The sequence below is a fragment of the Terriglobia bacterium genome (assembly GCA_032252755.1).
Lineage (GTDB): Bacteria > Acidobacteriota > Terriglobia > Terriglobales > Acidobacteriaceae > JAVUPY01.
Genome location: JAVUPY010000011.1, coordinates 25,441 through 45,977, shown reverse-complemented (window position 1 = coordinate 45,977; position 20,537 = coordinate 25,441). Strand labels below are relative to the sequence as shown.

Here is a 20,537-nt window from a genome sequence, read left to right as displayed (position 1 = left end):
ATAACCCCGGAATCAGGATTAGTAATACCCAGGGCGATACTTCTGAAAAGTGGGAAAAGTGCGATGACGACCACCATGGGTGCGACTGGGGATCAAGTTAGTAATTTGTGGGATATGGAACCAGACTTTCGGGACGGAGCGTTGGATCTATCTGACAATTCTTTCCGTTTCAGGTCAAAAGTGGGACTAGAGTTCAGGTTTTGCGAGTTGTTGTGTGCTTCTGGCGCGCTTGCCTCTCGGAAGCGAAGTGGGAAATCGTCGCAGTGTTCCACGTGGAACAGGTTGTAGTTGCCTGCCGCTGTTCACCCTGTTCCACGTGGAACATCTACTTATCCACTGAATCCACAAGATTTTGCGGTTTCGCACAGGCTGGGACAATTGCCTCGCCCCGGCCACCTCGGGTAGTCTCAACGAGTCTGCTTCAACCATCATCATGGCCAGAATTCTTGCTGTAGCGAATCAAAAGGGTGGTGTGGGGAAAACCACGACCGCCGTCAATCTGGCGGCCTCTTTTGCCGCCGCCGAGGTCCCAACTCTCCTGGTGGATTGCGATCCGCAGTCGAATTCGTCTTCTTCGACCGGCTTCGTTAAAGACCCGGAGCGCCTGAGCACCTATCAACTCTTGGTCGGGGATGCCACCGCCGAACAGGTGGTTCTGCAGGGTCCGCTCGATAACTTGTTCGTTATGCCCTCCAGTAAGAATCTGACGGGGGCCAACTTCGAACTGGTCTCGATCGAGCGACGTGAGTACAGGCTCCGTGATGCCCTCGATTCGATTCGGGACCACTATCAGTTCATCGTGATCGACTGCCCGCCGGCGCTGGACCTGCTTACGCTCAACTCGCTGGTTGCGGCAGACTCTGTCCTAATCCCTATGCAGGCGGAGTACTTCGCCCTCGAAGGCATTTCCGAGTTGCTGGACACAATCGATCGAATCAAGATCGGGCTGAACCCGAATCTGGCCGTCGAAGGGGTTGTGTTGACTATGTATGACGACCGGACCAATCTGGCACAGAGCGTCACAAACGAGCTGAAAAACTACTTTGGCGAGCTGCTATGCCAATCTACGATCCCTCGAAACGTCCGTCTCGCCGAGGCGCCCAGCCACGGTAAGCCCGCTCTCCTTTATGATCCGCGATCCCGTGGCGCCGAGAGTTACATTCGCCTGGCGAAAGAGATCATGGAGCGGAATCAACTGAAGGAAGTGCCAATGAGCGATAAAGTTGAAATCAGCCCTGAAGCGAGTGTCTAAGCATGGATAACAAGAGAAATGTCCTCGGCCGAGGCCTGGAAACTTTGCTTCCGGCCTCCCGTACGGCCACCATCGCAGTCGCGCCGCCAGCGCACGCAACCGCAATGACCGGCGATCTCGTAAAAGAGATCTCGGTCGAACAGATAGACCGCAACCCCTATCAGACCAGGAGCCGTTTCGGCGAAGAGGCCCTCAACGAGCTCGCCGCCAGCATCAAATCCAGCGGCGTTGTACAGCCAGTTGTGGTCAGGCCGCAGTCGAATGGTCGATATCAGTTGATCGCCGGTGAGCGTCGGTGGCTGGCATCGCAGCGTGCGGGAAAGGTGTCGGTTCCGGCTATCATTCGCCAGGTCTCGAACGAGCAGGCGATGGAGATGACCATCGTCGAGAATCTTCAGCGCGAAGATCTCAACCCGATGGAGCAGGCCCGGGCATACGACCGTCTCGGAAGGGAATTCAATCTGACCCAGGAGCAGATGGCACAGCGGACAGGAAAAGACCGCTCGTCCGTGTCGAACTTCCTGCGGCTGCTGAAGCTTCCGGAAGGCGTGCAGACCTTAATAGAAGAAGAGAAGCTGACGTTCGGGCACGCGAAAGCCCTCATGGGGCTCGATTCGCCGGATGCCATGACCAAGCTCGCGCAGCGAGTTGTGACGTTGTCCATGTCGGTTCGACAGACAGAGGGCGCGGTTTCGAACCTGATGAATCCCGGCCCCAAGCAGGAGAAGGCGGAGCGAGTCGTGGATCCCAACGTGCGCGAGGTCGAGCGCGAACTGCAGCGAACATTGGGCGTGCGCGTCATGATTACCGACAAGAACGGCCGCGGCAGGATCCAGTTCGAGTACAAGTCCCTGGAAGATTTCGACCGGATCCTCGACGCGATGGGGATCAAGAAGTAATAGCGGATGTCGAAATCTTATCTAATCGATATTTGTCGATATATCAGAGATTCTCATTTGTAGATATGTTTTAGCGAGCGACTCGAAGCGCTCTGCCTAGCGTGGTGATTCCTGCGTGCTGCAACCGCACCAGAACCTTCTGCCAGAGTTGCGCGGTGATGTAAGCGTCGTAGAGCGCGTGGTGCGCGTCGCGCATTTCCAAACCGTACTCGCTGGCCAAGGTTGCGAGATCGCAATGACCTGGCATGTCGTCGAGGCCGCGTACGTGGTGTTCGTGCTGTTCCAGCCAGCGATGTGCCGCAGCGGTATCGAGCACACAATCCAGGGCAGCCTTTCCTTTGCCGCGCAGCTCCTTGAGCAGGACCTTTCTGTCGATTCCGACAAAATGCCCGACGATCACTGACGATTTCAGGAACTCCCGCAGATCGCGGAGCACAGTCTCCGTCGGGTCGCCCCGTGCGACATCGGCCGGACGGAGGCCGTGCACGAGGATGCTCTCGGCGGGAATCTCCACGCCGGGATTTACGACTCGGTAGAACTCTTCTCCAAAGTTGATCTTGCTCCCCTGCATTGACACGGCGCCGACGGAGAGCAACCGGTTTGTTCGCTTGTCGAGAGACGTCAGTTCGGTGTCGAGCACAGCGAAGCGGACGTGCTCCAGCGGAGTGCTGGGGGGAAATGCTCCAGCGTACTCCCCCCTGATCAGCGACTTGAGCCAACAGGGCATCATCGCAATTGCGTCCACACCCATGTCTCGAATTTCGATTTGATCAAGGCCTGGGCGGCGGCGATCGCTTCGAAGGCCTCTTTCAGCAGACCTCTTTGCAAGGGTGAGAGTACAGCGGGATTGATGTAATTACTGATTGGGATACCGCTCTTGGCCTGCTGGAGCTGGTGCTCCAGGCGCAGCGAGGTAAGGAACTCGAGACCATCGCGAAGTTCGGCGAGCAGCTTGGTATCGACGGTACCTACTCCATCGAGCGCACGCAGACGGTCGATCGTGTTTGTCTCCTCTACACCCGCCTCGAGGCTCCACATGCGAGCAGCGTTCACGATCGGGCCAGTTCCCTTCAGCTTCAGGTCGAACTCGTGCTTGTGCTGGCCGCTTCGTTCCACGACAAGCTGGCGAAAGAACCCGAGCGGCGGTTTGTGATTGATGGAGATGAAGGCGAAGATCGACTTGAAGAGGTTAGCCGAATCCAGCAACTCGCGGTTGTGCTTCCACAGTTCCTCGTGGAGATGAGGTGAACCCGCAACGGGACGCATGTCGAATAGGATGAATGCATCTTCAGCGGTTGCCTGCACTGGGTCCGTGATCCAGGTGGTGAAGTTGTGTTTCCAGGCACTCAATGGCTGGCGCCAACGAGGGTTGGTAGCCATGAAGCCGCCTTCACAAGGCGGATAACCGCAGCGTTGCAGGGCCGCGCTCACGAATTGGGCCAGTCTTTCGAAATACTTTTCGGTGACCGACCTCTCCTGTATATCGTCATATATCAATCCGTTGTCCTGGTCGGTTTTGAAAGTCTGCTCCTGGCGGCCCTCGCTGCCCATTACAACCCAGCAGTACGGGCCGGGAGGCGTTCCCAGCTCCTTCTCGGCGAGTTCGAGGATTTTCGCAACCACCCGGTCGTTAAGTTCGGCGACTACGCGAGTGATGTGGCTTGGCTTCGCGCCCTCGCGCATCAGCAGCGGAATCAGTTCCGACGTGCGTGCCTGTGCGGCTACCAGGTCGTCCAGAGTCGACTGTTCTCCGACGTGGCGCATGAGGGTCAATGGCGATTTCCCCTGTAACAGCAGCAAGTCGTGGTTGCTCAGAACCGACTCGGCGACCCCCGCACGAGTGATCAGCAGATGGTGGATGTTGTGGTTCAGCATTTGCAACAACGCATAGAAGACCGGGTCGGTGGCTTCGACGGAGATTACGGGGCTGCTCATGATCTCGGTCACGGGCGCATCGAGTGGCCTGGCGGAGGCAACGACCTTCTCCGCGAAATCGTTGTCGGTCACGACCCCGATCGCGTGTTTCTTGCCGTCGGCCACGAATACACACGTTGATTTCGTAGCAGCCATCAATTGGGCGGCGGCGCGGATTGTCGTTTCCGGAGTGCACAGAAAAACAGGACGCGTAGCGACGTCACTCGCGGACAGAGAATAGAGCAGGCGTTCGCCGTCGCCGAGGAGGCGTGTACGCTCGCGGATTTCGTTGAGACTGCGGTCGATGTAGCGAGTGACGGAGGTCTTCACGAGATAGCCTGCTGCCTCGGGATGGCTTAGCAGGTGTTGTCGAACCTGGTCGCCCGGTACGGTGTAGCAGATGGTGTCCTCAACCGCGGTGACATTCAGCCGGGTAACATCTCCCCCGAGCATCGAAAGCAGGCCAAACAGTTCCCCCTCGCTCCGCATGTCGAGGATAACGTCCGTGCCTTCGCCGCTGGCGATCGATAGCTTTACTCCACCCTTCTTGATTACGTAGAGCGAATCGGCGGCTTCGCAGCCGGCGCTAAGGATGACGGTATCGCGCGGGAAATACTCCTGCGACATGGTCCTGGCGAGCGTCTTGAGTTCGGAGGCGGAAAGAAACTGGAACGGGGGAATGGCCTTCAGGAAATCGGTGACGGCATCCAGCACGACCGAGGTGGAGTGGGGCGATACCATGGTGCGCTCGCGTGGGCGGAATGGTAGCACCGGGTTGGGACGAAACTATAGGACTTGTTGCTACACGAGTGACGAAATGACGAATTTCGCATTGACGAATGAGACGGCAATTCGCAGCTATTGAATCTTGTAGAGTTCGGCTGCGTTCTTTCGCAGGACGTCCTCGGCGATCTCTTTCGCGCGAGTTCGAGTGATAGCGCCATCGTTCATCATCTGCGTGAGAACGATCCCCAGGGCGCGCCGGGCATTTCGAGATCCCACCCACGCCGTTTCCTCCCAGTTAAAGCCCGGGCCGAAGGGACCGGAATCTGTTCCGAAAATGACGTGCTCGGGCATAACCTCGAGCCAGGGACGCAGGATGTGCGCAAGCTCCGCTGGGGAATAGAAGAGTTCAAGGACGGAGGTATCGACATAGACATTCGGCTTCATAATGAGAGCCGCGTTGTGGCGCTCGAAGGGACTGCCGCCATGGAGCAGGACAAAGTTCGTCTTGCGCAAAGAAGGGTCGTTCAAAACGCCCTCGAGCAGCATGGGGTCGGAGCCGCGGGTTTCGAAGTACTCGCCGCAACCGACTCCGGTGTGGATGTGAACCGCAAGGCCAAGCTCGCCAGCGTGCTCGGCAATGTAGTGAAAGAGATAGTCCTGCAGGACTTTATAGTCGGTATTCGAAGGAACTCCGCTATTGAGATGCTGTGCATAGATCCGCGCCGCGTCGGCCTGGGTCGCTGGAGCAAAGTCGAGCGGACGCAGGTAGGCAACTTCGAATTTAATCGCCACCGCGCCGGCCTTTTTCTGCGACTGCAAGATCGGCAGGACCACCTTGTCGAGGTAGGCGTCAAGGGTGGTGGGAATCGATTGCATGCCGGCCGTCTGAAGATAGGCTTTCAGGTGATCCTCTTCGGCTCCGTATAGAACCTTGCGATCCGGTGAGACGGCCTTCTCCGCTTCGTTGTTCAGAGGAAACAACAGTGCGTCATCATATGGAACCCACTTGAAGTGCCTTGCGTCGAGTTGTGGCGCCATCGCGACACGATTCGCCAGAACTACGTCGAATCCTGCCTGTTTCAAGACCCAATCGAAGTAGTTGGCGCCCTCTCTTTGGCGAACTGCCTGCTGGGCCGCGTCGACCTTCTTGACGTTCGCCGGGGAATCGGAATCGGCCACCACATCGTAGAGCGCTTTCCACGCAGCCATCACGTCGGGGCCGAAGCGCGTGTTCGCAGGTGCGAGTCCGGTTGCAGCGGGCAGGATCTCGCAGCGAAGGGCGTCGTAGTTGACGTCGTGTGCAAGGTCGGGCGCAACGACGTGGGCGTGATTATCGATCGCCTGGATGGAGTCGATGTAGGACATGAGTTGAGGATCAATTTGTTGAGCGGAGACAGTCATACAGGAAATCACGATACAACCCAAAGCGCAGAGGAGTCGCCTCATTCTTTTGCCTCTCAATCGTCAGCTCGCGATTTTCTCGCAAGGAGCAGGGAGAAGCAATCGGACCCCCAAAACAAGAACCCGGCCGAGGCGACCGGGGCTACTAAAACATGTATCTTTGCGCTATTGCGGCTTTCTTATCTTCTTCCCCTGCCTCGCCGCATTACCGGTGCGGCCACTTTTCCCTTGTAGTCCTTGGGATATACCACGAGGTGGCGCTGCGGACCCTCGCCTTCGCTCTCGGTGCGTAGTTCCGCATCGTCACGGAGAGCCAGGTGGACGATGCGTCGTTCACGGGACGACATCGGCGCAAACGAGTATGGCATCTTTGAAGTCTTTACCTTTTCTGCCGCGACGCCGGCCGCAAGCTTGAGTTCCTCGATACGTGCCGCGCGGAAACCCATGCAGTCGAAGGCAACGCGATCGTGCTCTTCGGAGCCGATGTGAAGCGATTCGATCACGACGGTTTCGATGGAGCGGAGCAATTCGCCGCCGCGCTCCAGAAGCATCCCGCTGTCGGCACCGCTGAAGTCCACCAGAATCACGGGGCGCTCCCAGTCTCGGTCTTCCGGGACCGGCGGATCGACGGTGATGCGGTATTTGAGGCGAAAATCGCCATACTTGATAATGCCGGTGAGCAGCTCGTTGATTCGTTTCGCGGTTGCGATCTTGTCCTGGATCGTCATCTCTGCTCCGAACTACTCGTCCTCATTCATTGCCTACTTCTTGGCGTGCTTGGCCGCACGTTTTTCCTGGATCGCGCGGATTTCCTTGCCCAAGGCGGTCCGGTTCATGGCCCACTGCTGTATCACGCCCACGATTGTACCCGTCAGCCAGTAAAGTCCAAGCCCTGAGGCTACCGACCAGCTCATGAATCCGAGCATCAGTGGCATCATCAGGTTCATCATCCTCGCCTGCTCCGGATTCATACCGGCCTGCGGCGTCATTCGCTGCATGATGAGGGTGGAGATGACGATCGTGATCGGGATCAGGTACAGGTGGTCGGGCTGAGAAAGATCCGTAAGCCAGAGCCAGTGAGCGCCGCGCAGTTCGATGGCCGCGGAGAGCATGGTCCAGAAGGCGAACAGGAAGGGCATCTGTACGAGCAATGGCAGGCAGCCGCCGGCCGGATTGACATCGTGTTCTTTGTACAGCGCGCTGATTTCCTTTTGCGCTTCCTGACGTCGCGGATCCTTCAGCGAGTACTTCTTGTACTTGTCGTTGATTGACTGCACTTGCGGCGCAATCTTCTGCATCTTCAGCGCGGAACGCATCGCCATGATACGGAGCGGAAGCAGAGCCGCGTTGATGACAACCGTCAGGAAAATGATCGCCCAGCCCCAGTTGGGGATCCAGTGATCGTAGGTCCAGTGCAGCCACAGGAACAGCGGGCGTGCAATGAAGCTGAAGCGGCCGAAGTCGACTACCGGGCGCAGATCCCAATGCTGGCCAGGAGTCGTGGGGTGGACGGTTCCCAACACATCCAGCGCCTTCGGGCCGACAAACATTCTTTCGTTTACCGGGGCTCCGAGAGGTCCAACGGCGGCACCGAGCACCTGGACTGGCGCTGTATCGTTCGGATCCTTCGGAGTCTTTGGAACCTGAATGGCGTTGCGCAACTGGATCATCGCAGCCTGCTGCGGGTTATCCGGCATGAAAATGGCTGCGAAATACTGGTCCGAGACTCCAGCCCACTGGAAGGGCGGCTGCATCACGCGGCCACCGCTAATTGACTTGCCGCTCTTATCAGGGCTCAACCGTTGTACATCATTGCCGTTGAAATAATCATTTTTCTGTGCGGCGTACGTTCCCGGGATAGTCATATCCCCGAAGCTGCTTGGCCACGCGGGGAGAGCGGTCACGTAATTGCCGTTGCGGACGACCGACGTATGGACGCCGATCACGTATGAGTTGTCGAACGTGAACTCTTTGTGAACAGTAATGTCGCCGTCGGAATAATCGAAGGTAAGCTTGCCGGGGACGGTTAGTTTAGGGCCGGCGCCGGTGACGTAGAGAACTGAATTCAGCTTGTCGCGGAGGTTCTGGTCATTGGTGTAGAGCGACAGAGGATATCCGTATTGCGGAGCGGCTTTGTCGTTGACCAGTTCGAGTGGATTGCCCTTGTCGTCTTTGTACTTCTTCAGGACCCATGACTTAACCAAGCCGCCCTTGTTAGAGAAGGTGATTTTGTAGAGATCGTTTTCGACGACGGTTCCGGTCTCCGCTTTGCCTTCTTCGACGGCCTTCGTTCTCGAGCCTGGAGGAGGAACAGGAGCCGGGGTGGTCGTGGCGGCCGCTGGCTTGGTGGGTGCGGCCTGCGGTTGCTGCTGGCTCTGTTGCTGCTTCTGGCCGGATTGCTGCGCCGGTTCTGGCTTCTTGAAAAAGAACTGCTCGCTGATGATGACGATAACCGCCATCACGACGAACACCAGGATGAGATTTCGATTCATTCCTGGTTCTTGTTGTGGATTGTGGTACTCGCTCAAGCTTCACCGTTCCGGCGCGGATTCACGTTCGCGCCTCTACTGCTTAGAATTCCTGGTGCCCCATCCAGGCATCTCTTGGCCGGGGCCGTTCGTGGCACTTGCAGTCGTTTCCCTTCACCGGGTCGTAGCCGTGGCCGCCGAGCGGATTGCATCGCAGCAATCGCCAGATCGCCTGCGTACTACCGCGCAGCACTCCCTTGCGCTCAATGGCCTCCATGGCGTACTCCGAGCAGGTCGGCACATACCTGCAGGCAGTTGGGAGCATAGGCGAGAGGTATCGCTTATACGCGCGCAAGACGGCGAGAATGATGGTCTCCATTACTCAGCCTGTGCCTTTCCCTGGCGTTCCACGTTCTTCTTTACCACCTGGAAGGCCTTGGCAACCTCTTCCGACAATACGGAAAAGCCGAGCCCCAGGACCGACTTTTTCGGATGGAGGATGATATCCACCGAATCCGAAATTCCGTTCAGGTCGTTCAGGTGATAACGAACCGCCTCACGGGTTCGCCGCCGAATACGGTTACGCTCGACGGCTCCGCCGAGCACCTTCCCCACGGTGAAACCAACTCGAACCCGACTAGCTTCGCCGGCGCCATGGCGCCGCAAGTAGAAGGTAGTCAGGTTCCCTGAAAAATGGCGCTTCCCATCTTGGTACACGCGCTGAAAGTCAGCATGCTTCAGCAGGTGCGCCGACTTGGGAAACGGGGTTCCAGAAACGCCGCTCACGGTTGAACCGGTCCGGCATTCAAACGATGCCCGGATTCGACGACGTAAACCATAGCAGCAAAGAATTCGCCTGGCAGCGGGGGAGTTACTCGCGATAGCCGGGCTTCACTGAAACGCGCTTACGCCCTTTGGCGCGACGACGCGAAAGTACCGCCTGACCGCTCTTGGTCTTCATGCGGCTACGGAAACCGTGCTTCTTGGCACGTTTGCGGCGGTTGGGTTGGAATGTGCGCTTGGGCATGGAAAAACGGCGCTCCTCTACTGGGCAAAATGGATGCTAAGCAAATGAAAAGTATAAAGGAAAGGCCCGGATATCAGCAAACCGCGTTTTGCCCGGTGGCGTCCCCAGAGGACTTAGCTGTTAGCAAATTGAGTTGATATCACGTCTTCCAAGCCTACAATTTAAGTATGGACCGACTAGGTGCCTGGATACACAGCAACTACTCGTGGTTTTGGTCCCTGTACATCATTGTCGTGTTTTCGTCGCTGGTCTGTTACGAGCATCTACGCAATGGTGCAGGTTGGCGGCAGTCTGCCAACGAATTCTGGTTAATTATCCCAGTGCTCATGATCTGCGCAGCCTTCAATTGGTTCGACAATGGAAAACAACGAGAACGCAAGCCGGGAATAGTGAATTTGGGTACCTGGATTTTTATGACCCCTGTTGTCCTCGGTCTAGTGTTCGTCGTAGTTTAGTTATCATGTTGCTTCCAATGCTCTCTGTCCTCTGGTATTGGGTTCGAAGGTGACTCTCGCTCTTGATAGGAGCGGATGGGATTTGATTCATCACACTCATCTCTGCTAGTCGTCACTGCATCATTTTCTTGCTTGCGAAATGTATTTGCACTGTCCTCGCGGCAGTTATAAACCTGCCACTTGACAACTCCTCCATTCGGCGTAAGGTGAGCGCTCAAATAAAAAAATCAGGTGAAACCATCATTGCACTTGGTGCTTTCATTCGTGCTAGTATCCGGAAGTCGAAAAAATCAGGCTCTGCCCAACATTTGGTGCATTCGAAATTCAGTTCTTCAACACGTTGACTTCAGCAGTTGAATCACAATGACCTGTGGAAAGCTGATACCCTTCCACAGCAATAATTCGATTGCTTAGACAACGAAACATTAGAAGGGCCGCCCAAGAGCGACTCCGAACGGTATTATTCATGTCTGCTTCCTCATTAGCTACCGCCTCCGGAAACCCATGGCTTCGAATCCTCGATGCCCTCGAAAAGAAAATTAACCGCCACTCCTACGAGACGTGGCTCAAGCCGACGAAATACAGCCACGCCGATAAAGGAATTCTCTTCATACAAGTCCCTACTGTTGAATTTCGCCACATCGGCGAGCGCTATGCCGACCTTATCCACGAAGCGATGGACGATCTCGGACTTGAGTTCCAGGACGTCGAGTTCGTAACCAGAACTCCCGAAGAAAATTCGGCGTCTTCGGTTGCGACCGCCACGCCGGTTCGTCATGATGGCGGATTCCCCCCGGCTTCGGTTGGCTCAAATGGCGCGCGTCCGGCGACACAGGTGCGTTTCGACTTCGACGGCGCGGCGCAACTCAACCCAAAGTACACGTTCGATAACTTCGTCATCGGCTCCGGAAACCAGTTCGCACACGCTGCGGCCAGGGCCGTTGCCGAGCGGCCATCTAAGGCCTACAACCCGCTCTTCCTGTATGGCGGCGTCGGTATGGGCAAGACCCACCTGATGCAGGCGATCGGGCACGAGGTAAAGCAGCTCAATCCGGAAGCATCGATTTCGTACGTGTCGTCCGAAAAGTTCACCAACGAGATGATCAACTCGTTGCGCTACGACAAGATGAGCAGCTTCCGCGACAAGTTCCGCACGGTCGATGTGCTGCTTATCGACGACATTCAGTTCCTGGCGCAGAAAGAGCGTACCCAGGAAGAGTTCTTCCATACGTTTAACGCGCTGCACGAGTCGATGAAGCAGATCGTGATTGCCAGCGACCGGCCGCCGAAGGAACTCGCCGAGATTGAAGACCGCTTGCGTAGCCGTTTCGAATGGGGTCTTATTGCCGACATTCAGCCGCCGGATCTTGAGACGAAAATCGCTATCCTGCAGAAGAAAGCGGAAACGGAAAAGGTCACACTACCCGGAGATGTCGCCCAGTACATCGCTTCGAACATTCGCAGCAACGTGCGCGAACTGGAAGGCGCACTCATTCGTCTGATCGCCTACGCTTCACTCACCGGCGTGGAAATCAACCTGATTACCACGCAGCAGGTGCTGAAGAACTTTATCGATCAGCAGAGCCGAAAGGTCACGATCGAGGCGATTCAGAAGCAGGTGGCGGAGCAGTTCGGTTTGCGTCTGCCTGAGATCAAGGCCAAGAACAACTCACGGCAGATCGTTTTCCCACGGCAGATTGCGATGTACCTGGCTAAGCACATGACGGAAGCATCGCTGCCGGAGATTGGGCGTCAGTTTGGTGGAAAGCACCATACAACGGTTCTGCACTCCATTGAGAAAATCGAAGAGCAGCGGAAGAACGACAAAGATCTGAACCGTTTGCTCAATAAACTTTCGGAGCAACTGAGCAACTAGAACCGTTCTATGCTTTAGCCGAGCCCCACGTCACTGCTGTGGGGCTTTCGCTTTTTGAGGAACATGTGTTCCACGGAATTCCGAGTTTTCGAAGGAAGAGTTGTGGATGACTTGTGGAAGGCGTGCAAGAACGGGTGATTCAACGATCGAAGGTCAGTTTAGACACAGGTAGCATCGCTGGAGCTGGATCGATTTCCAGCGTGGAAATCACGTCCTGATCGCGAATAATCTACTCACGATTCAGATTTCCACTTTTCCGCAGCCCCTACTGTTACTACTGGTTTTAGACTTATTTTTCTGTAATTAGAGTTAAAAGCAGTTCCGATCATCGGCACACAATGTTTATTCGCAAATCTTCCGGAACAGTTTGTAGTTAGCCAGTGTCTCTAGATGTGAGAAGTGAGTGGAGGAAACATGCGGCGCTCGCTTGTTCCATTGGTTGTACTTCTTGCACTGACGGCCGTTCTGGCCCAAAGCGATCCCAAGTCATCCGGCACTATCATTCAAGCCACTCCTAAGAGCGAGTACGTTCACCCACAGCTTTCGCCGGAGTTGGAAAAAGATCGTCGCTATTCAATGGAATTGGTCAGCAAGAACAAGTTTCTGGAGGCTTTGCCCTGGCTGGACAAACTTGCGAAAGCGGCACCAAATGATGCCGAGGTCCTGGTGAGTTTGGCTGAATGTCTTTACGCACACTCGGCGACGCTGACGAATGCGGGAGAGAAAAAAGCGGAAGTACTTCGGACGCGCCAGTTGTTACTGCAAGCGCAAAAGTTGGGATACAGTTCCGACTATCTTGAGACCCTGATCGCGGGGATTCCACCAGACGCTGCCGATCCCGCGTTCTCCGACAATGCTGAAGTTGACCGGATTATGAAGCACGCAGAAGCCGATTTTGCCGCAGGTAACTATGACGCAGCCAAGCAGGGATATTTACAGGCGATCTTGTTGGAACCGAACAACTATGACGCTGTGCTCTTCATGGGCGATATCTATTTCGCGAAACGCGACAGCGTAGCCGCCGGGCAGTGGTATTCACGCGCAATCAACATCGATCCGAATCGCGAAGTTGCGTACAGGTATTGGGGTGACGCCCTCGCAATGGCTGGAAAGCTACCGGAAGCCCGCCACAAATACATAGAGGCCGTTGTCGCCGAGCCCTACAAGCGCTCCAGTTGGAATGGGATCAACAAGTGGCTGCAATACGCTAAGCAGCCCATCACCTGGTACCACTTTCAATCGCCGAACTCGCACGAAGTAAAGGGAAAGAATGCAGAAGGAAAAAACGACATCAACATCAATATCGACTCGTCTTCATTGAATAAGAAGGACGGCAGCAGCGCCTGGATGATGTACGAGATGACGCGCGCTGTTTGGCAGGGAGATGAGTTCAAGAAGAATTTCCCGAACGAGAAGGAGTACCGCCATAGCTTGAAAGAAGAGTTCCAGGCCCTCTCGGTAGTCGCTGAGACGGCCGATTCACTCGCTACCGGGAAGAAACCCGAGAAGCTGAATGCCGACCTCGCCGCCCTGGTCAGATTCAACAAAGCGGGACTGCTGGAACCATATATTCTGCTGAATGCCGCGGACGCGGCCATCGCCCGGGACTACGAGGGCTACCGGAAGGATCATCGGGACGTGCTCATCCGCTACCTGGATGAAGTGGTGGTTCCACCAGTGCCCAAGACGGAATAGGTGTGCATTTTTGACCGACCTCGACCATCGCCAGTGAGCACTTCTACTTACAAATTTACCTGCCTTAGGCTTTTCCTTCCTGTTGGAGCCGAGCAGGTCAAGTTGATACACAAAGAAAATAAAAGACTTAAGTGTGAAAACAAGCTGTTCCTGTTTGGCACCTGACGTGTACTAGGCCAAGGTGCTCGCGTTTACCAAGACGCGACTCGGTAGGGGCTCTCGGGATCGACGGGCCGCAAGATGGCCCGTTCGACCCAGAGGGATGGCCCGCAATTTTGCGATTGGCACACGGAATGTGCCGGGCGGACCGGGGGCGAAGCACCCAGGCAATACCCACCGCCGGAGGATCGAAGACCATGAAGAACCGATTTCTACTTGTGCTGCCGCTAGCTGCGACAATGATGATCCCCGCTATGGCGCAGCAGAGCTCATCGACTGACAACCAGCAACCGGCGGCGACAACGACCCAGAGCGCACCAGCCCAGAACACGCAGGATCAGAACGCCTCGAGCGATCAAAACACCAGCGCGCGCCAACCGCTCCAGCCCCAGCTGAAGCAGGGATTCTGGGGTCACCTGAACCCATTTGCCCGTAAGAAGTACCTTGAGCGTCAGATCTCGCCCATCCGCAACCGCGTCAATGAGCTTGATGAGCTGACCGCTAACAACTCGAAGGCGCTGACGGATCTCGATGCGCGTACGACCGAAGGTCTGAAGGAAGCCAACGCGAAGGCCGATACCGCGGATCAGCATGCAGTCGCGGCCGGCAATGCCGCGCAGCAGGCGAACCAGACTGCAACCCAGGCTGGTGCGCGTCTCCAGACGGTTTCAACCGTGGTCGGGAACATCGATCAGTACAAGCCGTCGACGCAGGCCGAAATCCGCTTCCGTCCGGGCCAGACTGCTCTGAGCACGAAAGCCAAGGAAGCTCTCGATGACATGGCCCAGAACCTGAAGGGCCAGAATGGCTACATCATCGAGGTCCAGGGCTTTGCTCCGGGCCGTGGTTCGGCCGCGGTCGCGCACTCCAAGGCGATGGCCGACTCCGTAGTTCGTTACCTCGTTCTCAACCACGAGATTCCGGTGTACCGGATCTTCACGGTTGGCATGGGCAATGCTCCGATGCAGAACGCCGAGGGCAAGGAAACCCGCCTCCGCTACAGCAAGGTTGACGTGACGCTGATGAAGAACGGCATCGACCAGCTCGCCACCAGCCAGACTGGCGCCGAGGCCCAGCCCCAGTCGCAGCAGCCTCAACAGATGTCGCAGACTCCGCAGTAACTTTCAAGATCCGGGAACGCGGCCTTCAGGGGGGTTTGCGTTCCGGGAGACCGCCCCTCGCTTCGGCGAGGGGCTTTTCTGTCGTTTGGGGGGTGAGGCTACGTTGCATTGACTTGCCCCTCATCTAGATGCCAAAATCTCGACTTTCAAGTGCACAATCGCGGGGCTCTCAGGACTGAAGCTGGCTCCCCGCAGCCGGATCCTGATGGGAGGTTTTGACCCCGAACTCCAATGGCCCAGCAATCGTCACAATCACCAAAGAGAATGAACCTGCCGGAATGGGTCGAGGCGAACTTCCGTCTGCTCCTGGATGCCGCGCCAGACGCGATGCTCGTCGTCAACGAGGCAGGTCAGATCACATTAGCCAATTCTCAAGCGGAGACCTTGTTTGGTATTGCGCGTCAGGATCTTGTTGGAAAACCGGTCGAAGTCCTTATCCCGGAACGCTACCACGGTCGGCATGCGGAACACCGGGCAGAATTTGCGGCCGACGCGCGGGTACGGCCGATGGGTATGGGCCTGGAACTGTTCGGCTTGCGAAAAGGCTCCAAGGAGTTCCCGGTTGAGATCAGCCTGAGCCCATTGAAGACCGACAACGGAAATTTCACCATTGCGGCGATTCGCGACATCACCGATCGGAAGCGGACGCAGGAGCAGCTGAAGATCCTGAACCAGCAACTCCGAGAAAACGTGGATCAGCTCAGCCGAACCAATGAAGAACTCGCGGCTCTGCGGCTGGCAGAAACAGCGAGCCTGAGGGTAGAGCGCGACCGCGCCGAGAACCAGCTTCGTTTTTCAGAAGAGCATTTCCAGACCATGGTCGAGCGTTCTCCATACGGCATCTACGCCGCCGACTTGTCGGGCAACATCGTCTGGGCGAACCCTGCACTCGTGCAGATGCTGGGTTACGAGTCGGTAGACGAGGTACTTCAACTGAACACGGTTCGCAATATCTATGCGGATCCTCATGATCGGCAGAATGCCGTAGGTTTCTGGGATGCGATAGCGCGTCCGGATCCGATCGAGACCAAGTGGAAGCGTAAAGACGGGAAACTGATCACGGTTCGTCTCGTGGGCCGGCGCATCTCTCCAGAAGGAAGCGCGCCAATGCACGAGGTTTTCGTCGAAAACGTCACTGAACAGCGAGTGCTGGAGAAGCAGTTCCAGCAGGCGCAGAGAATGGAAGCTGTCGGCCGCCTGGCGGGCGGCGTGGCACACGACTTCAACAATCTGCTGATGGTCATCGGCAGTTCGGCGCAGATGGTGCAGGACGCCAAGCACGATCCCGCGAAGGTCGACCATTACACGACTATCGTTCGCAGCGCGACGGATAAGGCTGCCGTACTCACGCGCCGGTTACTGGCATTCAGTCGACAGCAGGTATTGCAGCCGGCGGTAATTTCCCTCAATGACGTTGTGATCGATATCTGCCGGCTACTCCCTCGCCTGCTGGGCGAGGACGTTGAGGTTGTACTCGGACTGGATGATGGCCTCAAGAAGATCTACGCCGATCGTGGGCAGATCGAGCAGGCGCTGATGAATCTCTCCGTCAATGCGCGTGATGCGATGCCGAACGGGGGCCGCCTGACCATCGAGACCAAGATCGTCGAACTGGACGCCCAATATGCCCAGCAACGCTCGACGGAAATATCTCCAGGCGAGTATGTAATGCTGGCGATCAGCGACACCGGAGTCGGCATGACGCCGGAAGTGCAGTCGCAGATCTTCGAGCCGTTCTTCACGACCAAAGAGGTTGGCAAGGGGACCGGACTCGGCCTGGCAAGCGTGTACGGCACGGTTCGGCAGAGCGGCGGTTTTATCTGGGTCTACAGCGAAGTAGGACGGGGGTCGTCGTTCAAGCTTTACTTCCCGGCGCTCGAGGCGGCAGCAGAGGTGGCCGAGGCCAGGACTCTCGCCATGCCGCATCCGGGTGGATCGGAAAGGGTGCTGCTCGTCGAAGATGAAGCGACTCTTCGCGAACTCACTTCCACGTTCCTGCAGGCGAAGGGTTATCGAGTGCTCGAGGCCTCCAATGGCGTTCAGGCGCTGGAAATCTGCAGAACCCACCCCGATATAGCTGTTCTGGTCAGCGACGTAGTCATGCCGGAGCTGGGCGGGCCCGCTTTGGCAGCATATGCAACCAAGCTGTTGCCTCAGGTAAAAATTATCCTGATGTCCGGATACACAGATCGCGCACTGGACAACAACGCTCTTGAGCTAGGCATGGAGTTTCTGCAGAAGCCTTTCAGCTTCGATACGTTGGCGAAGACGATTCGACGAGTGCTGGATAACGCGAAGGAGAAAGCGTCGTAGAATCTCTCCTACCCCTCTTCCCAATCGCCTTCCGACTCGCTAGGCTGGTCGCATGCTCGCCCTGTACTACTCCCGGATGGAGTCACCGATTGGACCACTCGTAATCGGCGTGTCGCAGGAAGGCCTCGCCCTAATCGAATGGGATCGCGGTGAGTTCCCGGAAAGTCGTCTTGCGCGCATGGCGGAATGGCAGGAGTCGGAGGAGCGCACCATGGCAGCGAAGCGGCAACTGCGGGAGTATTTCGCTGGAAAACGCCAGGTCTTCGATGTAAAGGTCGATCTTCACGGCACGGAGTTTCAGAAGAAGTGCTGGCGAGCGCTGCTGAACATTCCATACGGCCAGACCCGGACGTACGCCCAGATTGCAAAATCAGTCGGGAAGCCGCGGGGCTTTCGCGCCGTCGGCATGGCGAATCACGATAATCCGGTGCCAATCGTTGTTCCGTGCCATCGCGTACTCGCGTCCGATGGCACACTCGGCGGCTACGGCGGGGGCCTGGAGGTCAAGCGCAAACTGCTGGAACTGGAAGGGGCCTTACAGCCGACTCTGCTTTAAACCTACTCACCACAGGGACACCGAGACACAGAACTAGTGAATCATGAAAGCCCAATCTTCGAGGGCCAATAGTTATCGCAGTTTTGAATTTTCGCAGTTCTGCCTTGAAACCCCTGTCCCCTCTGCATCTCTGTGGTGAATTGTTTTTTCGTCCTTTACAATCCAGCGGTGCGCGTTGCGGCCATCCTCCATCCTTACGAAAACGACCGTCTTCTCACGCCTTTCCGGCTGCCCGGCGCGAATGTCTTTCGCGGAAACTCGCTCGAGGCGGGCGATCTGCCGGATGCAGCAATTGTGTTTGGTGGGGACGGTAGCGTGCATCGCGTGATCCAGGCACTTGCCGGATCCGAATGTCCATTGCTGGTTGTCCCGACCGGAAGCGGAAATGATTTTGCCAATGCAATCGGAATGCGAACGGTTGACGATGCATTGCGCGCCTGGAAGGCCTTTCTCAAAGCAGAGGGGAAGATCCGCACCATCGACATCGGCCTGATCACGCCAATGACGGAGCGTCCGCCGGTGCAGGACGAAGATGCTGTCCCGGTGCAGAGCCGGACATTCATTCGCGAAGATGGAACATTTGAAAAGCCGAGTGAGAAACTGGCCCCGGCGATCATGCGCCAGCATCTCCACTTTCTCTACGACGCCATCAATTCCGAAAGATACTTCTGTTGCGTTGCCGGCGCGGGGCTTGATTCTGAAACGAATCGAATTGCGAATCGGTTGCCGGGCTGGATGCGGAAAATTGGTGGCTACCTTACCTGTGCCGTCTACTCGCTATTGCGCTATCGACCGCAGCGCATGACGGTGTCGCTTCCGGACGGAGAAGGATCGTTTCGCGTGCGCATTTCAGAGCCAGCGTTGTTCGTGGCCATAGGCAACAGTCCATCGTATGGAGGCGGAATGCGAATTGCCGGCCACGCTCAGTTGGATGACGGCGCACTGGATGTCTGCTTTGTTCGTCAAGCTGGGACGCTGCGAATCCTGCGAGTACTGCATACAGTTTTCCGCGGCGATCATGTGTCGCTGCCGGAAGTTGAATACTTCACCGCCAAAGATTTGTGGTTGGAGAGCGAATCCCCGCTTCCAATCTACGCCGACGGTGAGTATATCTGTGACACCCCGGCTGAAATTCGAGTGCGTCCGCACTCGCTTCGTCTGATCGTCTAAACCGCTGCTGCCCAAAGTGGAACTTTAGTGGGACACCGAACGTAATTCTCAATGTAAATGGTTTAATTTGAGCCTGTTACGTGCAGAGCTACTGGGAATGTCCGAGTGTATGACTGAGGCAATCCAGAGAAGTTTCTGAAACAATTTTGTGTGTAGCGGGTCTATACTGATGAAGAAACATGTCCAGTCCCACCATGTCGCAGACGCCAAGCCCGGCGGCGCAGAAGTTCGACCCTGTCCTGCCGACCCTTTTCGGTGAAGGGTACGGTATTTACAAGGTCCAGAGGAATTCGTTTATCCTCTCGTTCCTGCTGAACACGCTGTTTGTAGTTGGGTGCGTCCTCATCGGTTCCTTCGCCTGGCAGAACAAAGAACAGATCAAGAAAGTAGTACTCGACCAGGCCATAGAGATCAGCCCGTATGTGATGCCCCCCGCCAAGGATGCTTCTGGTGGCGGTGGTGGCGGCGGCGATCGCGACAAGTTACAGGCCTCCAAGGGCGCGCTGCCAAAACTCTCGCGTCAGCAGATTACGCCGCCGGTGGTTGTCGTTCGCAATGACAATCCGAAGCTTGCAGTTCCGCCTGAGGTTGTCGTCCCGCAGATGAACCTGCCGCAGGTCGGCCCGCTCGGTGATCCGCTTTCGCATGTGACCTTGGCTTCGAACGGTACTGGCTCGGGCGGTGGCATTGGCAGCGGTTCTGGCGGCGGCGTCGGCAGCGGCCGGGGTCCCGGTGTTGGTCCAGGATGGGGCGGCGGCATCGGTGGCGGCGCTTATCGAGTTGGCGGCGGCGTCAGCGAACCCCGCGCGATCTACGCGCCCGATCCCGAGTATTCGGAGGAAGCGCGTAAAGCGAAGTGGCAGGGTACGGTTGTGCTCTGGGTAGTAATCGGTCCCGACGGAAGGCCGCGTGACATACGCATCCAGCGCTCGCTGGGAATGGGTCTGGACGAAAAGGCGATCGAGGCGGTGAAGACTTGGCGTTTTGAGCCGGCCAAGAAAGACGGACAGCCCGTCGCCGTGCAGGTCAACGTAGAAGTCAACTTCCGGCTTTACTAGATTCGAAACAAAGAAATCATGAAGGCAGAAGCTTAGCTTCTGCCTTTTAAGTTTGGTGAGCACGCCGGCGCTCGTGCTAGTCGCGTCGCATCTTCTTGGCGATGGGGGCGACTTTTTCTTTCGCAGTATTCGCCCACTCGCGGCCGCGATCCATGTAGTCGCCAGCCTGGTCGCTTAGATCGTCAAACACATCGCGTGCGTCCTCGTACTTGCGCCGAATGGTGCGGCGCATCTGACGGCCGGATTTCGGCGCAAATAGCAGTGCAACAACGGTGCCGATGCCCACCCCTATGAACAAAAAAGTCAGCGCGGTTGCGGTGCTGCTGCTGTTCTTATCCGAGTACTTGTATTCGCCAAAGGTGCCGTAATCGCTCATGGAGTTCTGATCCTCCTGCTGAATTTTACTCCGGCGGATGCTACCGAGAGCTCCACCTCAAATATCACTGT

The 20,537-nt window shown here is 56.6% G+C and carries 18 protein-coding genes; 9 read left to right on the top strand and 9 right to left on the bottom strand.

Going from position 1 to position 20,537, the window contains the following annotated elements; translation table 11 throughout:
- Positions 1 to 433: 433 nt before the first annotated feature.
- Positions 434 to 1,252, top strand: a complete 819-nt coding sequence (locus ROO76_02140; GenBank protein ID MDT8066945.1) for a ParA family protein — start codon at positions 434 to 436, stop codon at positions 1,250 to 1,252.
- A 2-nt stretch (positions 1,253 to 1,254) separates the two neighbouring features.
- On the top strand, positions 1,255 to 2,151 hold the full coding sequence (locus tag ROO76_02135) for a ParB/RepB/Spo0J family partition protein (protein MDT8066944.1): 897 nt from the start codon (positions 1,255 to 1,257) through the stop codon (positions 2,149 to 2,151).
- Between the two features lie 70 nt (positions 2,152 to 2,221).
- Here ROO76_02135 and ROO76_02130 read toward each other — a convergent pair whose 3' ends face one another.
- The 8 genes from ROO76_02130 to rpmH form a co-directional block, all read right to left on the bottom strand.
- Positions 2,222 to 2,896, bottom strand: coding sequence for a 3'-5' exonuclease (locus ROO76_02130; protein MDT8066943.1), 675 nt, complete (start codon positions 2,894 to 2,896; stop codon positions 2,222 to 2,224).
- Positions 2,878 to 4,806 (bottom strand): DUF294 nucleotidyltransferase-like domain-containing protein, encoded by a 1,929-nt coding sequence (locus ROO76_02125; protein ID MDT8066942.1) that lies wholly within the window; start codon positions 4,804 to 4,806, stop codon positions 2,878 to 2,880. The genes ROO76_02130 and ROO76_02125 overlap by 19 nt, the downstream gene beginning before the upstream one ends.
- Positions 4,807 to 4,923: 117 nt before the next feature.
- Positions 4,924 to 6,192: an amidohydrolase family protein gene (locus ROO76_02120; protein ID MDT8066941.1), complete on the bottom strand. Its 1,269-nt coding sequence runs from the start codon at positions 6,190 to 6,192 to the stop codon at positions 4,924 to 4,926.
- Positions 6,193 to 6,371: 179 nt separating this feature from the next.
- Complete coding sequence (locus ROO76_02115; GenBank protein MDT8066940.1) at positions 6,372 to 6,920, bottom strand: R3H domain-containing nucleic acid-binding protein; 549 nt, start codon at positions 6,918 to 6,920, stop codon at positions 6,372 to 6,374.
- Positions 6,921 to 6,953: 33 nt separating this feature from the next.
- Complete coding sequence (yidC, locus tag ROO76_02110; GenBank protein MDT8066939.1) at positions 6,954 to 8,684, bottom strand: membrane protein insertase YidC; 1,731 nt, start codon at positions 8,682 to 8,684, stop codon at positions 6,954 to 6,956.
- 79 nt (positions 8,685 to 8,763) lie between these two features.
- Positions 8,764 to 9,039: a membrane protein insertion efficiency factor YidD gene (yidD, locus tag ROO76_02105; protein ID MDT8066938.1), complete on the bottom strand. Its 276-nt coding sequence runs from the start codon at positions 9,037 to 9,039 to the stop codon at positions 8,764 to 8,766.
- Positions 9,039 to 9,446 carry a ribonuclease P protein component gene (rnpA, locus tag ROO76_02100; GenBank protein ID MDT8066937.1) on the bottom strand — a complete coding sequence of 136 codons (408 nt, stop codon included), beginning with the start codon at positions 9,444 to 9,446 and terminating at the stop codon, positions 9,039 to 9,041. Before rnpA ends, yidD begins: the two co-directional genes overlap by 1 nt.
- A gap of 85 nt (positions 9,447 to 9,531) precedes the next feature.
- The gene (rpmH, locus tag ROO76_02095; GenBank protein ID MDT8066936.1) at positions 9,532 to 9,687 is read right to left on the bottom strand and encodes a 50S ribosomal protein L34; all 156 of its coding nucleotides are present in this window, start codon (positions 9,685 to 9,687) and stop codon (positions 9,532 to 9,534) included.
- Positions 9,688 to 10,608: 921 nt separating this feature from the next.
- Here rpmH and dnaA point away from each other — a divergent pair.
- The 7 genes from dnaA (at position 10,609) to ROO76_02060 (ending at position 20,090) form a co-directional block, all read left to right on the top strand.
- The gene (gene dnaA / locus ROO76_02090) at positions 10,609 to 12,018 is read left to right on the top strand and encodes a chromosomal replication initiator protein DnaA (protein ID MDT8066935.1); all 1,410 of its coding nucleotides are present in this window, start codon (positions 10,609 to 10,611) and stop codon (positions 12,016 to 12,018) included.
- Positions 12,019 to 12,432: 414 nt separating this feature from the next.
- Complete coding sequence (locus ROO76_02085) at positions 12,433 to 13,713, top strand: tetratricopeptide repeat protein (GenBank protein ID MDT8066934.1); 1,281 nt, start codon at positions 12,433 to 12,435, stop codon at positions 13,711 to 13,713.
- Between the two features lie 356 nt (positions 13,714 to 14,069).
- The gene (locus tag ROO76_02080) at positions 14,070 to 14,993 is read left to right on the top strand and encodes an OmpA family protein (protein MDT8066933.1); all 924 of its coding nucleotides are present in this window, start codon (positions 14,070 to 14,072) and stop codon (positions 14,991 to 14,993) included.
- A 264-nt stretch (positions 14,994 to 15,257) separates the two neighbouring features.
- Complete coding sequence (locus ROO76_02075) at positions 15,258 to 17,306, top strand: PAS domain S-box protein (protein MDT8066932.1); 2,049 nt, start codon at positions 15,258 to 15,260, stop codon at positions 17,304 to 17,306.
- Positions 17,307 to 17,358: 52 nt separating this feature from the next.
- Positions 17,359 to 17,862 (top strand): methylated-DNA--[protein]-cysteine S-methyltransferase, encoded by a 504-nt coding sequence (locus ROO76_02070; protein MDT8066931.1) that lies wholly within the window; start codon positions 17,359 to 17,361, stop codon positions 17,860 to 17,862.
- A 135-nt stretch (positions 17,863 to 17,997) separates the two neighbouring features.
- Positions 17,998 to 19,032: a diacylglycerol kinase family lipid kinase gene (locus ROO76_02065; protein MDT8066930.1), complete on the top strand. Its 1,035-nt coding sequence runs from the start codon at positions 17,998 to 18,000 to the stop codon at positions 19,030 to 19,032.
- A 179-nt stretch (positions 19,033 to 19,211) separates the two neighbouring features.
- Entirely contained in the window at positions 19,212 to 20,090 is an 879-nt protein-coding gene (locus tag ROO76_02060; protein MDT8066929.1) for an energy transducer TonB, read from the top strand.
- Positions 20,091 to 20,166: 76 nt separating this feature from the next.
- On the opposite strand, the gene ROO76_02055 is transcribed toward ROO76_02060, so the two are convergent.
- Positions 20,167 to 20,466 carry a YtxH domain-containing protein gene (locus ROO76_02055; GenBank protein MDT8066928.1) on the bottom strand — a complete coding sequence of 100 codons (300 nt, stop codon included), beginning with the start codon at positions 20,464 to 20,466 and terminating at the stop codon, positions 20,167 to 20,169.
- Positions 20,467 to 20,537 lie beyond the last annotated feature (71 nt).

What these genes read in the sequence shown, in the direction of transcription:
- ROO76_02140 (MDT8066945.1), top strand. Translation starts at nt 434, where the DNA reads ATGGCCAGAATTCTTGCTGTAGCGAATCAAAAGGGTGGTGTGGGGAAA.
- ROO76_02135 (MDT8066944.1), top strand. Translation starts at nt 1,255, where the DNA reads ATGGATAACAAGAGAAATGTCCTCGGCCGAGGCCTGGAAACTTTGCTT.
- ROO76_02125 (MDT8066942.1), bottom strand. Translation starts at nt 4,806, where the DNA reads ATGGTATCGCCCCACTCCACCTCGGTCGTGCTGGATGCCGTCACCGAT.
- ROO76_02120 (MDT8066941.1), bottom strand. Translation starts at nt 6,192, where the DNA reads ATGACTGTCTCCGCTCAACAAATTGATCCTCAACTCATGTCCTACATC.
- ROO76_02115 (MDT8066940.1), bottom strand. Translation starts at nt 6,920, where the DNA reads ATGACGATCCAGGACAAGATCGCAACCGCGAAACGAATCAACGAGCTG.
- yidC (MDT8066939.1), bottom strand. Translation starts at nt 8,684, where the DNA reads ATGAATCGAAATCTCATCCTGGTGTTCGTCGTGATGGCGGTTATCGTC.
- yidD (MDT8066938.1), bottom strand. Translation starts at nt 9,039, where the DNA reads ATGGAGACCATCATTCTCGCCGTCTTGCGCGCGTATAAGCGATACCTC.
- rpmH (MDT8066936.1), bottom strand. Translation starts at nt 9,687, where the DNA reads ATGCCCAAGCGCACATTCCAACCCAACCGCCGCAAACGTGCCAAGAAG.
- dnaA (MDT8066935.1), top strand. Translation starts at nt 10,609, where the DNA reads ATGTCTGCTTCCTCATTAGCTACCGCCTCCGGAAACCCATGGCTTCGA.
- ROO76_02085 (MDT8066934.1), top strand. Translation starts at nt 12,433, where the DNA reads ATGCGGCGCTCGCTTGTTCCATTGGTTGTACTTCTTGCACTGACGGCC.
- ROO76_02080 (MDT8066933.1), top strand. Translation starts at nt 14,070, where the DNA reads ATGAAGAACCGATTTCTACTTGTGCTGCCGCTAGCTGCGACAATGATG.
- ROO76_02075 (MDT8066932.1), top strand. Translation starts at nt 15,258, where the DNA reads ATGAACCTGCCGGAATGGGTCGAGGCGAACTTCCGTCTGCTCCTGGAT.
- ROO76_02070 (MDT8066931.1), top strand. Translation starts at nt 17,359, where the DNA reads ATGCTCGCCCTGTACTACTCCCGGATGGAGTCACCGATTGGACCACTC.
- ROO76_02060 (MDT8066929.1), top strand. Translation starts at nt 19,212, where the DNA reads ATGTCCAGTCCCACCATGTCGCAGACGCCAAGCCCGGCGGCGCAGAAG.
- ROO76_02055 (MDT8066928.1), bottom strand. Translation starts at nt 20,466, where the DNA reads ATGAGCGATTACGGCACCTTTGGCGAATACAAGTACTCGGATAAGAAC.